A 14,428-nucleotide genomic window follows, 5' to 3' on the forward strand; every position below is an offset into this window, starting at 1 on the left:
CATGACTCGGGTGGTCATCGCGCCGGACAAGTTCAAGGGCACGCTGACGGCTGCACAGGTCGCCGAGGCCCTCGAGCGGGGTTTGCGCAGTGTGGTGACCGACCTGGACGTGGTCACCGTGCCGGTCGCCGACGGTGGCGACGGCACGCTCGCCGCTGCCGAGCATGCCGGCTTCCGGCGGGAGACTCTGACGGCGACCGATCCGGTCGGACGGACGATCGACACTGCCTACGTGCGTGACGGCGAGCGCGCGGTCGTGGAGATGGCCGAGGTGAGCGGCCTGGCGATGCTGGGCGACGATCTCGACCCGATGAACGCCTCCAGTCGAGGGCTCGGTGAGGTCATCGCCGCGGCTCTGGACGCCGGAGCGCGCACCCTGGTGATCGGCATCGGCGGGAGCGCGTCCACCGACGGTGGCGCCGGCATGGCGCAGGCGCTCGGTGCTCGCGTGCTGGACTCGAACGGCGCTGACATCGCACCGGGCGGAGCCGGACTGGATGATGTGGCCGAGCTCGACCTGACGGGTCTTCATCGCGGTCTGGCCGATGCAGAACTGTTGTTCGCCTGCGATGTCGACAACCCGCTGACCGGGGAGCGCGGAGCAGCTGCCGTGTACGGCCCGCAGAAGGGTGCCTCGACCGAGCAGGTGCGCGAACTCGACGCCGGCCTCGGACGCTGGGCGGACGTGGTTGCGAAGGCAACCGGCGCCGACCGCCACGATGTCGCCGGGGCGGGAGCTGCTGGCGGAGTGGGTTTCGCCGCCGTCGCGCTGCTGGGTGCCGAACTGCGTCCGGGTGCCGAACTGCTCTTCGAGATGGTCGGCCTGCCGCAGGCTGTCGTCGGCGCCGACCTGGTGATCACCGGCGAGGGAGCCCTCGACGAGCAGACGTTGCATGGCAAGGCACCCGCAGCCGTCGCCAAACTGGCTGCAGCACAAGGCGTTCCGGTCGTCGCTGTATGCGGAGTGAACAAGCTCGGCGCCGACGGACTGTCCCGGCTCGGCGTGCGCAGGGCGTACGCACTGATGGACGTCGCACGCGATCAGGACGAGGCGATGACACAGGGGGACCGCCTGCTGGAGCAGATCGGCGCTCAGGTTGCCGGCTTCGCGTTGCTGTGACACAGGCGCAGATTGCTCCAGACCGCACGGTGGTCGCTGCCCGGCACGTCGATGGCCGCCGCATCGGTCGATTCGAAGCCGCGCACCATGATGTGGTCGATCGTCACGAAGCTCGGCAGACGTCCACCGACGGGCCAGGTCGGACGGTCGAAAGGACCCCAAGACGGGCCGGCATCGTGCAGGCCACCCACCGCGTCTCGGAAAGCGGGATGGGCCCACGATGCGTTGAAATCGCCTGCGAGCACGAGGTGTTCGTCCGTGCTCGCCCGCTGCCAACGGCCCAGCTCGCGCAGCGAAGCGTCCCAACTGCGCACCTCTTCCACCGGGGGGTAGGGATGCACGGCTTGAACGGTGACGGGCAAGCCGGCGACAATCAGTCGCACTGCCGGCTGATCGAATGTGTGCCTGGCCGAACCGCCGGTGGCTCCGCCGATCTGTTCGATGGGCAATCGGGAAAGCACCGCGGTACCGGAGAACCCGTCGTCCCGGGTGACACGGGTGCGGTGGGTGAGCCGTCGTCCACCTGTGGTCTCGGAGAACTGCGCCACGAAATCGTTCGTCGCTTCCGGCACCACCAGGAGGTCGACGTCCCGGTCGAGGACGACCGTGCTCAGCGCCTGCAGGTCGGCGTTTGCGACATAGGCGTTCGCGGTGAGCACCGAGAGATTTCCGGTGGGCGTCTCGCCGTCCGCGCAGCCGGCCGGCCGCCAGTGGTTGATCGGCACCAGCGCTGCGAACGCCGCGCAGGCAGCGAGCACGCAGGCCACGGTGTGACGGCGCCGGACTCCGATCACCATCACCAGAAGTCCGAGCGCCAGCATGACCGGCCAGAGGGTCTGGAGTACCGGCACGGAGAGCCGGCCGAGTCGTGCGGTGGAGGGCACGATCGGCAGCAGCGCGAAGCCGAGGACAGCGAAGCTGATCGCGGTCAGAGCCCACCAGCTCGACGGCCGTCGTGCCGTCGGGTGGGGAGTTGCTCGTTCGTCCAGTTCTTGCACACGACCAGGTATACCCACCGGCACCGGTACCGGCACGGCCGGGCCCCGACCGCTTGAATGCAGTACGAACAGTTACGGAAGGACGCTCATGACCAACACCTATTACGTTCCGAAGGGTGGGCTGCCGCAACAGACCGACCTCACCACGGACCGCGCCATGTTCACCGAGGCGTACGCCGTGCTGCCGCGCGGCACGATGCGCGACATCGTCACCAGCCTGTTGCCGTTCTGGGACGACACCCGACTGTGGATCATCGCCCGGCCCCTCTCCGGGTTCTCCGAGACGTTCTCGCAGTACATCCTCGAGGTTGCTCCGGGTGGAGGTTCGGACAAACCCGAACTCGATCCGGGTGCCGAAGGTGTCTTGTTCGTCGTCGGGGGCAATCTCAAGCTGACCCTCGCCGGCCAGAGCCACGACCTGCGTCCGGGAAGCTACGTCTTCCTGCCGCCACAGGCGCAGTGGACGCTGCACAACGAGGGCAGCGAGAACGCCACCTTCCACTGGATCCGCAAGGCGTACCAGCGGGTCGAGGGCATCGAGGTGCCCGAGGCCTTCGTGACCCACGAGGACGACGTCCCCGGCGCAGAGATGCCCGGTACCGAAGGTCGTTGGACCACACAGCGATTCGCTGACCCGACCGACATCCGCCACGACATGCACGTCAACATCGTCAACTTCGAGCCCGGCGGTGTGATCCCGTTCCCGGAGACCCACGTGATGGAGCACGGGTTGTACGTGCTGGAGGGCAAGGCCGTTTACCTGCTCAACAAGGACTGGGTGGAGGTGCAGGAGGGCGACTTCATGTGGCTGCGCGCGTTCTGCCCGCAGGCCTGCTACTCCGGCGGACCCGGACGCTTCCGCTACCTGCTCTACAAGGACGTCAATCGGCACGCGGTGCTCAGCCGTCAGTTGGTCTGAGTCGGCTTCGACGGACGGCCGGTGACGCAGGCAGCGAACCGGCCGTTCGCGTCCGCGAGATTCCACCAGACGAAATACATATTTCCCCCAGCGAAACCTTCCGTTCTGTCGGGCGAGTCCGTACTGTGGCTCGGACGGGTGCCCGTTCGCATGGATAACCGGGCGCCGGTAAGGCATCAGCAACCATGCTCCCGGTTTCCCGGGTAGACCGTCCAGCGGCCGAGCGCCGACTGCACTGGGGAGTGAAAGCATGACTTCTGGACAACCCGAGATGATCCTCAACGGACGCGCAAGTTCGATGGCCGGGATCGATCCGTCCACCAACGCCCTCGACTACGTCCGCGACCGCGGCTTCACCGGAGCCAAGGAAGGCTGCGCCGAGGGTGAGTGCGGGGCTTGCTCGATCATGGTGCTTCGCCCCGACACCGACGGCCGTTCGCGCTGGACCGCGATCAACGCCTGCCTCATCCCGGCGCTCACGCTGGACGGCCAGGAGGTGGTCACCGCCGAAGGCATCGGTACGCCCGACGATCTGCACCCGGTGCAGCGCGAGATGGCCGTGCGTGGTGGATCGCAGTGCGGTTACTGCACCCCCGGCTTCATCTGCTCGATGGCCGCCGAGTTCTACCGCCCCGATCGCGAGGCCGGGGGCGACGACAGCGAGGAGCACGGGGCCAACGGGTTCGACCTGCACTCGCTGTCGGGCAACCTGTGCCGCTGCACCGGCTACCGCCCGATCCGGGACGCCGCGTACGCACTCGGCGACGCGGACGAGAGCGACGAGCGGGTCACCCGCCTCTCCTCGCCGGCGCCCGAAGGCGCTGCCACCAGCGTCGAGCACCACTACGGACGGTTCGTGCGCCCCACGTCCCTGGACGAGGCACTCTCGATCATCTCCGGCGACGAGGACGCGGTCGTCGTCGCCGGTTCCACCGACTGGGGCGTCGACGTGAACATCAAGGGCGTGCGTGCACCGCTGGTCGTCGCGATCGACCGGCTCGCCGAACTGCGCGGCTTCGAGATGAACGAAGACTTCGTCGAACTCGGCGCCGCACTGACCCTCAGTGAGGCCGAGCGCCTGCTCGACGGACGTGTCCCGCTGCTGGCCCAGCTGTTCCCGCAGTTCGCCTCCCGCCTGATTCGCAACGGCGGCACGATCGGCGGCAATCTCGGCACCGGATCGCCCATCGGCGACACCCCTCCCGCGCTGCTCGCGCTTGAGGCGGACCTCGTCCTCGCTGGCCCCGGCGGGGAGCGCGAGGTGCCGCTGGCCGACTACTTCACCGGTTACCGCCAGACCGTCCGCGACCCGGACGAGCTCATCAAGGCGATCCGGATTCCGTTGCCGCTCAGTGGGGTGACGGCCTTCCACAAGATCGCCAAGCGTCGCTTCGACGACATCAGCAGCGTGGCCGTCGGCATCGCGCTCGACATCGACGACGGCGTGGTCAAGAAGGCACGCATCGGACTCGGCGGCGTCGCGGCCACTCCGATCCGGGCAACCGCCACCGAGCAGGCGCTCGAGGGCAAGCCGTGGACGGGGCAGACGGCTGCAGCGGCGGGTGAGGTCCTCGGCGGCGAAGGCACGCCGATGGACGACCACCGAGCCAGCGCCCGCTACCGCGCCGCGACGCTGCGTACGTCCTTGCCGAAGTTGTTCGCGCAGACGACCGAGGAGGTCGCGTCATGAGCACCCTTTCCCAGCGTCCGATGAATGCCGTTGTCGGACAAGAGATGCCGCATGAGGCGGCTGATCTGCACGTCACCGGTGCGGCGCTGTACACCGACGATCTGGTGGGCCGCACGGCCGGCACGCTGCACGCGTACCCGGTGCGGTCCGAGGTCGCGCACGGCAAGGTGACCCTGCTCGACGTCCAGCCGGCGTACGACGTCCCCGGCGTGGTGCGGGTGCTGACCGCCGACGACGTGCCCGGGATCAACGACGCCGGCATCAAGCACGACGAGCCGTTGTTCCCGGACGAGGTCATGTTCTACGGGCACGCCGTGTGCTGGGTGCTCGCCGACAACCTCGAAGCAGCCCGTCGTGGTGCCGCCGCGGTCAAGCTCGAGGTCGAGCCGCTCCCGGCGCTCATCACGGTCACCGAGGCGATCGAGGCCGAGAGTTTCCAGGGTGCGACACCGACCATGATGCGCGGCGACATCGAGACCGCGTTCGCGCAGGCAGCTCATGTGTTCGAGGGCGAGTTCGAGTTCGCCGGGCAGGAGCACTTCTACCTGGAGACCCACACCTCGCTCGCACTGATCGACGAGAACGGCCAGGTCTTCATCCAGTGCAGCACCCAGCACCCCACCGAGACGCAGGACATCGTGTCGCACGTGCTCGGCGTCGAGGCGCACGAAGTCACCGTTCAGTGCCTGCGTATGGGTGGCGGCTTCGGTGGCAAGGAGATGCAGCCGCACGGCTTCGCCGCCATCGCCGCACTCGGTGCCAAGCTCACCGGACGCCCGGTCCGCCTGCGGCTCAACCGGAATCAGGACATGACGATGTCCGGCAAGCGGCACGGCTTCCACTCCTCGTGGAAGGTCGGGTTCGACGGCGAGGGCAAGATCGTCGCGCTCGACACCCTGCTCACTGCTGATGGTGGGTGGAGCCTCGACCTGTCCGAGCCGGTACTCGCCCGGGCGCTGTGTCACACCGACAACGCGTACTGGTTGCCGAATGTCCGAGTGCGTGGGCGCATCGCCAAGACGCACAAGACGTCACAGACTGCGTTCCGTGGGTTCGGTGGACCGCAGGGCATGCTGGTCACCGAGGACCTTCTCGGACGCTGCGCGCCGGCGCTCGGTATCCCGGCCCATGAACTGCGGCGCAAGAACTTCTACGTGGAGGGTCAGGAGACCCCGTACGGCCAGGAGGTGCGTCATCCGCACCGGATGGTTGCCTGCTGGGACCAGGTCTGGAGCAACGGCGAACTCGACCGCCGGATGGCCGAGGTCGAGCAGTTCAACGCCGCGCACGACGACGTGAAGCGCGGTTTGGCGATCACGCCGGTGAAGTTCGGCATCTCGTTCAACTTCGTCTCGTTCAACCAGGCGGGCGCGTTGGTGCACGTCTACAAGGACGGCTCGGTGCTGATCAACCACGGCGGCACCGAGATGGGCCAGGGCTTGCACACGAAGATGCTGCAGGTCGCGGCGACCACGCTCGGTATCCCGCTCGACCGGGTGCGCCTCGCGCCGACGCGTACCGACAAGGTGCCGAACACCTCTGCCACAGCTGCAAGTTCGGGTGCCGACCTCAACGGTGGGGCGGTCAAGGACGCGTGTGAGCAGATCCTTGCGCGGCTGGAGAAGGTCAAGGCCGACATGCAGGAGGAGATCGGATGGGACGATCTGGTGAAGAAGGCCTACTTCGACCGGGTCCAGCTCTGGGCGGCGGGCTACTACCGCACCGAGGGTCTGTCCTGGGACGCCTCGATCGTGCAGGGAAACCCGTTCAAGTACTTCGCGTACGGCGTCGCCGCGGCGGAGGTCGAGGTCGACGGCTTCACCGGCGCGTACACGACCCGTCGGGTCGACATCGTCCACGACGTCGGCGACTCCCTGTCGCCGCTGGTCGACATCGGACAGATCGAGGGCGGTTTCGTGCAGGGCGCGGGCTGGTTGACGCTCGAGGATCTTCGGTGGGACACCAGCGACAAGCCGACGCGCGGACGCCTGGCCACGCAGGCCGCGTCCACCTACAAGCTGCCGAGCTTCTCGGAGATGCCGCACGAGTTCAACGTGAAGCTGCTGGAGAACGCCCATGAGGACGGCGTCGTCTACGGCTCGAAGGCCGTCGGTGAGCCACCGCTCATGCTGGCTTTCTCGGTGCGCGAGGCGCTGCGACAGGCTGCCGCGGCGTTCGGTGACGGGGGAGCGGTCATCGAGATCGGTTGCCCGGCCACGCCGGAAGCGGTGTTCTGGGCGTTGGAGGATGCCCGCGCGGGCAACTCGTCAGATCCCGACTGAGGATCACGAATCATGCACTGGGCCAAGGTGATTCAGCGCCTTCGCCACGAACGGGTGCCGGCGGTTCTGGTGACGGTCGTTGCTGTGCGCGGACACGCTCCGCGGGCGGCCGGCGCCAAGATGGTCGTCACCGCGGTACAGGCGTACGGCACGGTCGGCGGTGGCAATCTCGAGGAGACAGCCATCACCCGCGCGCGGGAGATGCTGGTCGAGGCGAGCGAGGAACCCGAGCAGATGCACATGTCACTCAGCGCGCACGCCGACAACAGTTTCGGTGTGCAGTGCTGCGGAGGTGAGGTCACGATGATGTTGGAACCCTCGCCGCCGACGCCGGCGGTCGCCGTGTTCGGACTCGGTCATGTGGGTCGGGAGTTGGCGCACATCCTTGCGCGGCACGACGTCCTCCTCTACCTCGCCGATTCCCGTGTGGCGCAGGTCGATTCGGTGCGTTCCGAGCTGGTCGACACGGTGGCGGAGGTCGAGGTCCGTCATACTCCGGTGCCTGAGGTGCTGCTGACCGAGGTGCCGTCCGGCACGCATGTGGTGATCATGAGTCACGACCACGCCGAGGATGCTGCGCTCTGCGACTCGGCGCTGCGCAGGGACGACCTGGGCACGATCGGCCTCATCGGGTCGAACGCGAAGTGGCGACGCTTCGAGAAGACCCTCGTCGAGGAAGGGCACACGCCACAGGCGATCGCGCGCATCCAGTGCCCCGTCGGAATCCCCCAGGTCACCTCCAAGGAACCGGCCGCCATCGCCGTCGGCATCGCCGCACAACTGCTTGAGGCTTTCGCGAACGATCGTGACAGCGAAAGGGCCACTCGATGACCATCTACCGCGCGACCGTTCTCGACACACCGGACAGTCCCTTCGACGGTGCGGCACTGCGTACCGGCACCGACATCGGACTGCGGGTGGTCGAGGGCATGATCACGCGGCGCGACTCGTTCGAGGCCGTCGCCCGGGAGTATCCCGACGAGCAGGTGGTCGACCTGAGCGACGGCATCCTGCTGCCCGGGTTCGTCGACACCCACGTCCACTTTCCGCAGTTGCGGGTCATCGGTGCGCTCGGCATGCCGTTACTGGACTGGCTCGACCGTGCGGCTCTTCCCGAAGAACTGCGCATGGCCGACGACGAGCAGGCTGCGCGCGTGGCCAAGGGCTTCCTGCGCGGCCTGCGGGAGGCCGGCACGACGACCGCGCTCGTCTTCGGTTCGCACTTCACCTCGGCGATGGACGTCTTCTTCAGCCAGGCCCGCGCGAGCCGGATCCGCATCATCAGCGGTCTCGTCGTCTCCGACCGGATCCTGCCGGAGGGACTGTTGACCACTCCCGAGCGTGCGTACCAGCAGTCGATCGACCTGGCCCGGCGATGGCACGGGGTGGGCCGACTGCATTACGCGGTCACCCCGCGGTTCTCGCTGTCGGCGGGGGAGGAGATGCTCGCGGCCTGCGGCCGGGTGATGAAGGAGATCGACGGCTTGTACTTCACCTCCCACGTCAACGAGAACAAGCGCGAGGTGGAGGAGGTCGAGGAACTGTTCGGTGGGCCGGACTACACCTCCACCTACGACGTCCACGGTCTGCTCGGACGGCGCTCGGTGCTGGCGCACGACGTCCACCCGAAGGACGAGGAACTGTCGATGATGGCCGCGCGCGGTACGTCTGTCGCGCACTGTCCGACAAGCAACTCGGCCCTCGGCAGCGGACTGTTCCCGCTGAAGCGGCACGTCGAGCAGGGCGTTTGGGTCGCGCTCGGTAGTGACGTCGGTGCAGGCACTGGGTACTGCCTGCTGAAAGAGGGGCTGCAGGCCTACTTCGTGCAGCAACTGCTGGCCGACGAGGGACTTCCGCTCACCGCCGCGCACCTGCTCCACCTGGCCACGCGCGCCGGTGCGGTGGCACTGGACCTCGGCGACCGCGTCGGCGATCTGTCCGTGGGGCGTGAGTTCGATGCGGTGTGGATTCGTCCGAAGAACGGTGACCCGCTCGACATGGGCATCGAGTACGCCAAGGACTCCGAGGACGCTCTGGCGAAGATCTTCGCGCTCGGCACGACGGACGACATCGCGTCGGTCTGGGTCGGCGGCGAGCGGCTCTGATCGCGCTCGAACAGTTAAATAGGCTCGGCCGGCCGGCCGGCCTGATGATGGTCGTGTTGTCGCCGGTGACGGCCACCATCACCCGTTGCTGGGGAGGTAAGTGCTCGCTCATCATCGGCGCAGTGGTGCTGGGTCTGAGCTATGTGCTGCGCGTCGGTGACATCGAATTGCCGACCCTCGAGGCCTTCCACGACATCTACTGGATCGCCGCCGCCGCAGGTCTGTTCTCGGCCTTCGCCGCCGTCTTCATCCCTTCCAGTCGCCGGCAGGAGGCGAACCGGACCCACACCGGCAACGACGTGATCATCCACGGGCATGTGCGGGACGCGCCCGGTCGCCCTGCCCGCAGCGCAGTCACCACCTTGCTCACCGACACCGGCGAGGAGGTCGACTGGTCGCGGGTCGAACCGGATGGTTCGTATTCGCTCGTGCTGCCCGGTCCCGTTGTCTACCAACGGATCACGAACGCCGATGGTTACCAGCCGCGCGCCGAACTCGTCCGCATCGACAAGCCGGGCGCGTACGACGTGGAACTCGGACCACGTCTGGAACTCACCGGACTGGTCCGCCTCGAAGGGCGCCCCGTTTCGGACGCGTCGATCACCGTCACCACTGCGTCAGGTGACGTCGAGCTGACAACCACGGCCGGCCCGGACGGACGATTCGCCGTCCGTCTTGGGGTGACCGGACGGCATGTCGTGAGCGTCATCGATCCGTCGACGGGTGCCTCCCGTTCCTGCCACGTCGTCGTTCTGGGTTCGGTCGCGCCGCTCGTGGTCGACCTCGAACCCGTTTCCGCGCTTACCGTGGACGCATGACCTCCACCACCGAACGCGACCTGTTCACGCTTCCCGCCGTCGGCTTCGGCACCTACCCGCTCAAAGGTGAGGAGGGCGTCGAAGCGATCGTCTCGGCGCTGAAGACCGGCTACCGGTACCTGGACTCGGCGGTGAATTACGAGAACGAGGAAGAAGTCGGCGACGCGATCCGCAAGAGCCACATCCCGCGCGACGAGGTGATGGTGGCGACCAAGATCCCGGGCCGCTTCCATGCCAAAGACCTTGCCGCGCAGTCACTTCGCGATTCGGCGTCCCGGATGAAGCTCGACCACATCGACGTCGGCCTGATCCATTGGCCCAACCCGAGCGTCGACCTGTACGTCGAGGCGTGGCAGGCGCTGATCGAAGCTCAGCAGGCCGGACTCGTGAAGGAGATCGGCGTCTCCAATTTCACCGCGCAGCACCTGCGCCGCATCATCGACGAGACCGGGGTGACGCCGTTGGTGAACCAAATCGAACTGCACCCCTACTTCCCGCAGGTCGAGATGGTACAGGTGCACGAGGAACTGGGGATCCGGACGCAGGCATGGAGCCCGCTCGGCAAGGCGAGCGCGCCCTACTCCGAAGGCCCGGTCGTCGAGGCAGCCAAGGCGCACGACGCGACACCGGCGCAGGTCATCCTGCGCTGGCACGTGCAGCGCAATGTCATGCCGTTGCCGAAGTCGGCCACGCCGTCACGGCAGAAGGAGAACCTCGACGTGCTCGGGCTCGCCCTCACCGATGCCGAAGTCGCGGCGATCACCGCGCTCGGTAAACCTGACGGACGTCTGTTCGGCGGCGACCCGGACACCCACGAGGAGCAGTAGGGCGGCCCGGTCAGCGGTTGCCGAGGATCTTGTTCACCAGACGGCTGCCGGCGCCGGACGGGTTTGCGCTCGCCATCATCGTCCGAGCCTGCACGCCGACTCCGCGGTGCACGCCGCCGCGTCCGCCCTGCGCCACCTTGAACGCGGCGCGGGCGACGTCGTCCGGAGTCAGGCGTACCCCGAGCGCACGGGTGGTGCCGATGCCCATTCCTTCGACCATGTTCGTGTTCACGAACAGTGGCCAGAGGGTGTTCACCTTGATTCCCTCGCGCTGCCACTCCAGTTCGAGCGCTTCGGTGAGTCCGCGGACGGCGAACTTGGAGGCGGAGTACGCAGCGAGGTCCATCTGCCCGTAGATCGCGGACGCCGAACGCAGGTTGATGACCTGTGCCTCACCGGCACGCTTGAGGTAGGGGTAAGTGGTGTGGCAGCCGTTCATGGTGCCGAGCAGGTTGATCTCGAGGGTTCGCGTCTGGCCGCAAGAACGGTCTTCTGCTGGGCCAGGGGGGGCCTTCCGAAGACGATTTGCTCCCAGGTTGCCGGCCGGTCACCCCGGGCGTCCGGAAAGCGGAGGGTCGCCTACTCCTGACGTGACTCGGCGGGTGCGACCCGGACGCCGCCCTGTCCGCTGCGCTTCAACGCGGCTGCGACCCAGCCGTTCTCCTTGAGTTGCTCGACGAGCGAGTGCAACCAGGCGACGGTTTCGTCCGACATCGCCTTCGGCACGGCAACGGCCTGTCGAATCTGCATGAACGCGTCCTCGATCAGGCGGTGGCGGGCGTCGGATTCGACGAACACCGTTGCGGGCTGGCGGATTCCGGCTCCTGCCTCCAGCTCTTGATCCGCGTAGACGTCCACGCCTTCAGACCCGCGGACCAGTCCGGCGTGCTCGAGAGTGCGGGTGAGGAACAGGTCGTACGCCGATCCCTCCTTCACCCCGATCCGCACGCCTTCCCGGTCCACATCAGCGACCGTGCTCAGCGAGCTGTCGGCGGGGACCACGAAGACGCCTTCGATCAACGCGTACGGCGCGGTGAAGTTCACTTGATCAGCGCGAGCGGGCTCGATCGCCATGAACCCGATCACCGCGTCCCCGGTCGTGAGCGCTTCGAACGATTTACGTGCCGCATCGAAGCAGACGTACTCGACCGCGACTCCGAGTCGCTGGGCGATTTCGGCCGCGAGATCGACGGTGACCCCGGATGGGCTGGCCGAATCTCCCTGCGCAAGAACCGGATTGCCGAGATTGATCGATGCGCGCAGCATGCCGAGCGGGGCGAGTTCGTCACGGATCTGATCGAGATTCATTTCGCCAGCGTAGAAGTGGGAGCCGTTGCACACCCGGTGAACGCCCGAGCGGATACGCGCCCTGGGAAACTGGGCCGCATGACCGCTACCGAACTCACGATCGAAGGTCTGCCGGACGGATGGACGGTGCGCTCTCCTGAGCCGAACGATGCGGACGATGTCGTCCAGCTCGTCGCCGACCGGCGCCGCGCCGTCGGCCGTGACGGCTCCGTCGACGCCCCGATGCTCAAGCGGCAGCTGACCGGTATCGGTTCGTGGACCAGGCGGCAGGTGCTGGTGTTCGACGAGGAGGGCCACCTTGCTGCGTGGCTTTCGGTGCACGACAGGGCTGCCGGTCGGACGGATATCGAGCCTGAACTGCGACAGGACTTGACCGGGGCGCGGGCCGATCAGGTTGCGCAATGCCTGTTCGAGGCGGGGGAGCGGTTCGCGGCGGCCATCTCGAAGGTTCGTGGCTTGAAATCGACGCTGCTGGACGCTCATGCCTACTCCGTGGACGAACGCCAGCAGCAGTGGCTCGCTGCAGCGGGCTACGACCACGTCCGCACGTGGTGGCACATGTCGCGTCCGGTGGTCGCGTCGGAGGTCGGTTCACTGCCGTCGCCGCGCCCAGGGGTCACTGTCCGTCGCGTCGAGAAGCACGACGACGGTCTGCCCGTCGCGAAAGACCTGCAGACCGTGCACCAGTTGCTTGAAGAGTCCTTCCAGGACCACTTCAGTTCCTATCGCGAGAGCTTCCCGGAGTTCGTGATGCGATTGCGCGAGGACCCCGGACACCGCTGGGACCACTGGTGGTTGGCCACGATCGAGCAGGACGGTGAGCAGTTGCCGGCCGGTGCTGTGGTGTCGTCCGTGAGTCCGCCGGACGTTGACGGCGTCGAGGGCAGTTATATCGACTACATCGGCGTACACCGTCGAGCGCGCGGACACGGTGTCGCAAAAGCGTTGCTGCACACAGTGATCGCCGATGCCGCGGAGCGCGGACGGAACCGCGTCGGGCTCGAGGTCGACGCCGATTCGCCGACCGGTGCCGACGGGCTCTACACGTCCCTGGGTTGGAAGACCGTCTACAAGACACAGTCCTGGCATCAGCACCTCGACCTCTGATCACAGGGACGCCACTTAGACTTCAGACACGACCGGAGAGGAGGACCGCATGATCATCTTCCTCATCGTGCTGGCCTCGATCTACCTCTTCGGTGTGATCTTCGCGGTCACCGCCGCGAGCATGCACCTCGGTGACGAGTCGGCGTTGAAGCGGCAGGAAGCGCTCAACCAGCTGAAGCGCGCTCCGCTCTGGCCACTCGACGAGGTGCGCCGCCTGAAGGCCGAGAACGAACTGTCCAAGCACCAGGCAAACATCGAGCAGTCGCGCCGGCTGCTGGAACAGCTCGACCGCGTCGAACGGGAACAGCGCCGCAACCTGCAGACCTGGGAGAAGGCGGCTCAGTCGCAGGAGAAGCTGCGCGAACTCACCCGCCGCGACGACAACGCCTGATCCTGCTCGCTGGTGAAATCCATTCGGTGCTACTCGAGCTGAAGTCACCGACGGTCGAGCCGAGATTCACCGCTGGTTGAGCCGCGGGGCTGAGGTACAACGTCCCGCGTGCCGAAACCAAGGTGCGGTCGGCGTCAGGCCTCGCGACCTTCAGTTCGTCGCACAGTCGACTGCGATGCGCGGCGCGACCAAGTAGGCGATGAATGCGATCGTGACTCCGGCAGCGACGATGCCCACGAACACTGCGTCGGTGGACGCCGCGAGCGCGATCCCGGCACCGCCGCCGGCCGCGGCGAGGCCTTGAGCCACGACGCCGACCGTGCTCGCAGCAGATTGGTGGAAGCGCAGCGAGGACTCAGGGGCCAGGTCGAGCAGCGCCGTCGTCAGTAAGTTCACGGAGAGTCCCATACCGATGCCCGACAGCGCCCAGGTCGTCAGTGCTATGGCGTACGTGCCGTGTCGCGCAGGTATGCCAGGACGCCGGTGCCGCTGACTCCGATGAGCGCGAGCCCGATTCGGCTGCGCCGGAGTTCGGTGCTGTGGGCCTGGACGTACCGGCGGCTGGCGATGTTGGACCCAGCCGCCCAGAACAATCCGGCGATACTCAGCGTGATGCCAGACGCGGCGGGCGACAGACCCGCGGGTGTCTTCAGGATCAACGGTAGGAACGCACCGAGGAGTCCGAACGCTCCTGCGACGAGACCGCGCAGGGCGATCACGGCAGAGGCCGCGCATCGCGCGAGCAGCCAGCAGTACGCTCATCGTCGGTGTGAGCGACTGGCCGTCGGCCGCAACGACAAAACCGCCCACTCCGAGCAGGAGTGCGACGGATGAGGAACGAGTCCCTCGGTGCCGAAACCACC

15 protein-coding genes are annotated in these 14,428 nt (G+C 67.1%); 10 read left to right on the forward strand and 5 right to left on the reverse strand.

Going from position 1 to position 14,428, the window contains the following annotated elements:
* The first annotated feature begins 1 nt into the window (after window position 1).
* Window positions 2–1,120 carry a glycerate kinase gene (locus EU513_RS08740; RefSeq protein WP_129625501.1) on the forward strand — a complete coding sequence of 373 codons (1,119 nt, stop codon included), beginning with the start codon at window positions 2–4 and terminating at the stop codon, window positions 1,118–1,120.
* Here the strand turns inward: EU513_RS08740 and EU513_RS08745 are convergent.
* The gene (locus tag EU513_RS08745; RefSeq protein ID WP_129625502.1) at window positions 1,093–2,118 is read right to left on the reverse strand and encodes an endonuclease/exonuclease/phosphatase family protein; all 1,026 of its coding nucleotides are present in this window, start codon (window positions 2,116–2,118) and stop codon (window positions 1,093–1,095) included. The two genes, EU513_RS08740 and EU513_RS08745, sit on opposite strands and share 28 nt — an antisense overlap.
* Window positions 2,119–2,206: 88 nt before the next feature.
* Here EU513_RS08745 and EU513_RS08750 point away from each other — a divergent pair, with 88 nt between their 5' ends.
* From EU513_RS08750 to EU513_RS08780, 7 genes are all read left to right on the forward strand, one after another.
* Window positions 2,207–3,037 (forward strand): bifunctional allantoicase/(S)-ureidoglycine aminohydrolase, encoded by an 831-nt coding sequence (locus EU513_RS08750; protein ID WP_129625503.1) that lies wholly within the window; start codon window positions 2,207–2,209, stop codon window positions 3,035–3,037.
* Window positions 3,038–3,287: 250 nt separating this feature from the next.
* Window positions 3,288–4,727 carry a xanthine dehydrogenase small subunit gene (locus tag EU513_RS08755; RefSeq protein ID WP_129625504.1) on the forward strand — a complete coding sequence of 480 codons (1,440 nt, stop codon included), beginning with the start codon at window positions 3,288–3,290 and terminating at the stop codon, window positions 4,725–4,727.
* Complete coding sequence (gene xdhB, locus EU513_RS08760; protein ID WP_129625505.1) at window positions 4,724–7,009, forward strand: xanthine dehydrogenase molybdopterin binding subunit; 2,286 nt, start codon at window positions 4,724–4,726, stop codon at window positions 7,007–7,009. Before EU513_RS08755 ends, xdhB begins: the two co-directional genes overlap by 4 nt.
* Before the next feature lie 12 nt (window positions 7,010–7,021).
* Window positions 7,022–7,840: a xanthine dehydrogenase accessory protein XdhC gene (xdhC, locus tag EU513_RS08765; RefSeq protein ID WP_129625506.1), complete on the forward strand. Its 819-nt coding sequence runs from the start codon at window positions 7,022–7,024 to the stop codon at window positions 7,838–7,840.
* Window positions 7,837–9,114, forward strand: coding sequence for a guanine deaminase (guaD, locus tag EU513_RS08770; protein ID WP_129625507.1), 1,278 nt, complete (start codon window positions 7,837–7,839; stop codon window positions 9,112–9,114). Before xdhC ends, guaD begins: the two co-directional genes overlap by 4 nt.
* A gap of 65 nt (window positions 9,115–9,179) precedes the next feature.
* Entirely contained in the window at window positions 9,180–9,932 is a 753-nt protein-coding gene (locus EU513_RS08775) for a carboxypeptidase-like regulatory domain-containing protein (protein ID WP_129625508.1), read from the forward strand.
* Window positions 9,929–10,759, forward strand: a complete 831-nt coding sequence (locus tag EU513_RS08780) for an aldo/keto reductase (protein WP_129625509.1) — start codon at window positions 9,929–9,931, stop codon at window positions 10,757–10,759. The genes EU513_RS08775 and EU513_RS08780 overlap by 4 nt, the downstream gene beginning before the upstream one ends.
* Before the next feature lie 10 nt (window positions 10,760–10,769).
* On the opposite strand, the gene EU513_RS08785 is transcribed toward EU513_RS08780, so the two are convergent.
* On the reverse strand, window positions 10,770–11,294 hold the full coding sequence (locus tag EU513_RS08785) for an SDR family NAD(P)-dependent oxidoreductase (RefSeq protein ID WP_255407443.1): 525 nt from the start codon (window positions 11,292–11,294) through the stop codon (window positions 10,770–10,772).
* Window positions 11,295–11,338: 44 nt separating this feature from the next.
* Entirely contained in the window at window positions 11,339–12,067 is a 729-nt protein-coding gene (locus tag EU513_RS08790) for a transporter substrate-binding domain-containing protein (RefSeq protein ID WP_129625511.1), read from the reverse strand.
* A 78-nt stretch (window positions 12,068–12,145) separates the two neighbouring features.
* On the opposite strand from EU513_RS08790, the gene EU513_RS08795 reads away from it, so the two are divergent.
* Together EU513_RS08795 and EU513_RS08800 are read left to right on the forward strand one after the other, a co-directional pair.
* Entirely contained in the window at window positions 12,146–13,174 is a 1,029-nt protein-coding gene (locus EU513_RS08795; protein WP_129625512.1) for a GNAT family N-acetyltransferase, read from the forward strand.
* A 49-nt stretch (window positions 13,175–13,223) separates the two neighbouring features.
* Window positions 13,224–13,565: a hypothetical protein gene (locus tag EU513_RS08800; RefSeq protein ID WP_129625513.1), complete on the forward strand. Its 342-nt coding sequence runs from the start codon at window positions 13,224–13,226 to the stop codon at window positions 13,563–13,565.
* 150 nt (window positions 13,566–13,715) lie between these two features.
* Here EU513_RS08800 and EU513_RS08805 read toward each other — a convergent pair whose 3' ends face one another.
* Window positions 13,716–13,961 carry a hypothetical protein gene (locus tag EU513_RS08805; RefSeq protein ID WP_129625514.1) on the reverse strand — a complete coding sequence of 82 codons (246 nt, stop codon included), beginning with the start codon at window positions 13,959–13,961 and terminating at the stop codon, window positions 13,716–13,718.
* Between the two features lie 44 nt (window positions 13,962–14,005).
* A complete protein-coding gene (locus EU513_RS08810) occupies window positions 14,006–14,284 on the reverse strand; it encodes a hypothetical protein (protein ID WP_129625515.1) in 279 nt (92 codons plus the stop codon).
* Window positions 14,285–14,428 lie beyond the last annotated feature (144 nt).

It is taken from the genome of Yimella sp. RIT 621 (assembly GCF_004146205.1).
In the GTDB taxonomy this organism is placed as follows: domain Bacteria; phylum Actinomycetota; class Actinomycetes; order Actinomycetales; family Dermatophilaceae; genus Yimella; species Yimella lutea.